This is a genomic window from Mesorhizobium sp. M7A.F.Ca.MR.148.00.0.0 (genome assembly GCF_003997735.1).
Lineage (GTDB): Bacteria > Pseudomonadota > Alphaproteobacteria > Rhizobiales > Rhizobiaceae > Mesorhizobium.
The window spans coordinates 1-2,326 of record NZ_RZTB01000244.1 but is presented as its reverse complement, the minus strand read 5'-3'; the positions used below and the strand labels follow the sequence as shown (position 1 = coordinate 2,326).

Genomic DNA, 2,326 nt, shown 5'->3' with positions numbered 1-2,326 from the left:
TCGTATGCGCCTTCAGCTTGAACGAGCGGCCTTCGCCATAGGAACAGGTCAGCGTCGTCTGGCAGCTCGACACATAGGTCTTGTCGAAGAGGTTGGTGATGTTGAGATCGATCCCCCAATTCTCCTTCTCGTAGCCGAGTTTCAGATCGGCCAGCGTGACCGCCGGCACTTTGGCCGTGTTCTCATTGTCGGCCCACGAAGAGCCAACATAACGCAGGCCGCCGCCGATCGAGATGCCGTCATACCAGTCGCCGCGGAACGTATAGTCGACCGAGGCGGAAGCCATGACTTCGGGCACGATGAAGGGCGTTTTGCCGATCACCGAGATACCGGTATCGTCCTTGAATGCGTCCACGTCCTTGAGGATCTTGATGTCGTAGGCAGTGAATGCGCCCGTCACCCGGAAGTCCTCGGTGACATTTACCTTGCCTTCGAGTTCGATGCCCCGCGAGCGTACTTCGCCGGTCTGGATCTGCGCGAATGCGTCAACGTTCGAAGCCACATTTTGACGGGTGAGGTCGAAGAGCGACACGGTGAACAGGCCGTCGATGAAGGTCGGCACATATTTGACCCCAACCTCGTATTGCTGGCCTGTCTCCGGCTTGAACAAGTCGCCGGTCGCAGTCGTGCCGATGATTGGGTTGAAGAAGGTGGCAAAACTGACATAGGGGGTGACGCCGTTGTCGAATTCATAGGCCAGCCCAGCTCGCCCGGAGAAGTCGCCGACGGTCTGGCTCAAATCAATGACCGGGAGATTGAATTTCTCCGTGTAATAGGTCGGGCGATTGTCGGCATCGAGCCAGCCGCGATCATATCGCCCATTCAGCGTCACCAGCCAGCCATCGCCGAAACGCAATTGGTCTTGCGCATAGAAACCGAGCTGCTTCTGCGTCAGGTCCTGGTTAAGATAGCTGACGCGGGGCGTCAGCGGCGAACCGTAGACGGGGTCGAACGCGTCGATTGGCGGAGTAAGCCCAAATTCCGCCGACGACTGCACCTGGTCGATGTTGTAATATTTGTAGTCGATGCCGGCCAGCAGCGTGTGTTCGACTGGCCCGGTCTCCACCTTGCCCTCGATCTGCAGGTCCGACAGGAATGTCATCGCGTCGGTGTCATGGTCGAAATTGATGCGATCCAGCGCAGTGGGGCTCGCTGCAGGATTCGTATCTCGGGACCAGCCGTTGGGATAGACGCTGACTTCGTTGATGGAAGCGGCACTAAAACGAGTGTTGGAGCGCACCGTCCAGTCATTGTCGAATGTGTGTTCGAACTCGTAGCCTATCGAGCCCTGTTCCCGCTTGTAGAGATCGACGCTCGGCTCGGTGAAATTCGCATCCGGGTCGATGCGGCCATAATTCACGCCGTCCACAATGTGGTCCGTCACCGTCCCGCTATAGGGCAGGAAGCTGCCGCCATTGTGGTTTTCGTCGATGTGGCTGTAATTGGCCAGGATGGTCAGCGTGGTTGCTTCGTCCGGCTTCCACGTAATACTTGGCGAGATGAAGCCGCGCCAGCCATTTTGCAGGTCGCTGTAGGTATCGCCGCCGGCGACTTTGCCCGTCATCCGGTAGCTGACCGCGCCGTCCTTGGCCACGTCGCCAATGTCGAAGCCGAGATAGACATTGCCTGCGTCGTTGACGCCAGTCTCGACATAGCGCGTGCGTTCGAAGTCCGGCCGCTTGCTGACATAGTTGACCAGACCGCCGGGATTGCTGCCGCCGTAGAGTACGGACGCCGGTCCTTTCAGCACTTCGACTCGCTCGAGGCCGAAGCTGTCGACGTAGAAGCCGCCAAAGGCGTAGCTGAACAGCTGCAGCCCATCCATGTAGGTGCCATCAGCCGTGGCTTGGAAACCGCGGATGAACAGCCAGTTGGTGTCGCTGTCCGGGCCGAAGGGCTGTGCGAACACCCCGGCCGTGTAGCGCAAGGCTTCGTCGACTTTCTGTGCGCCCTGGTCGTCGATCTCTTGACGGCCGACCACCGACACGGATTGCGGGATGTCCTTGATGTCGGTCGCCGTCTTGGAGCCGGTCCTGCTTTTTTTGGCGACGACGCCCTTAACCGGTCCGGTCGCGCCGTCGCCGGCCTCGCCCTCGACCACCACCGGTTCAAGCTGGGTGCTGGTTTGCACCGACTGTGCGAACGCGGCCATTGGCGGGATCATCGCGGCTGCGGCGACGCTGGCCGCCAGAAGCGCCTTCATCCGGTAAGTTCTGCTCATCAGGAAAGTCCCCGCCTGTCGACATTGAGATACTTTCTCAACTTATCTGTGGGTCATTGGACGGAATTGGGCAGTTTGTCCATTCTTGTCCAAACGAGGGACATC

The 2,326-nt window shown here is 59.2% G+C and carries 1 protein-coding gene; it reads right to left on the bottom strand.

Translation table 11 applies throughout. The features are described 5' to 3' along the window. Nucleotides 1-2,221 (bottom strand): TonB-dependent siderophore receptor (locus EOB49_RS33555; protein ID WP_245472959.1); only part of this gene is annotated, 2,221 nt, incomplete at its 3' end. Nucleotides 2,222-2,326 lie beyond the last annotated feature (105 nt).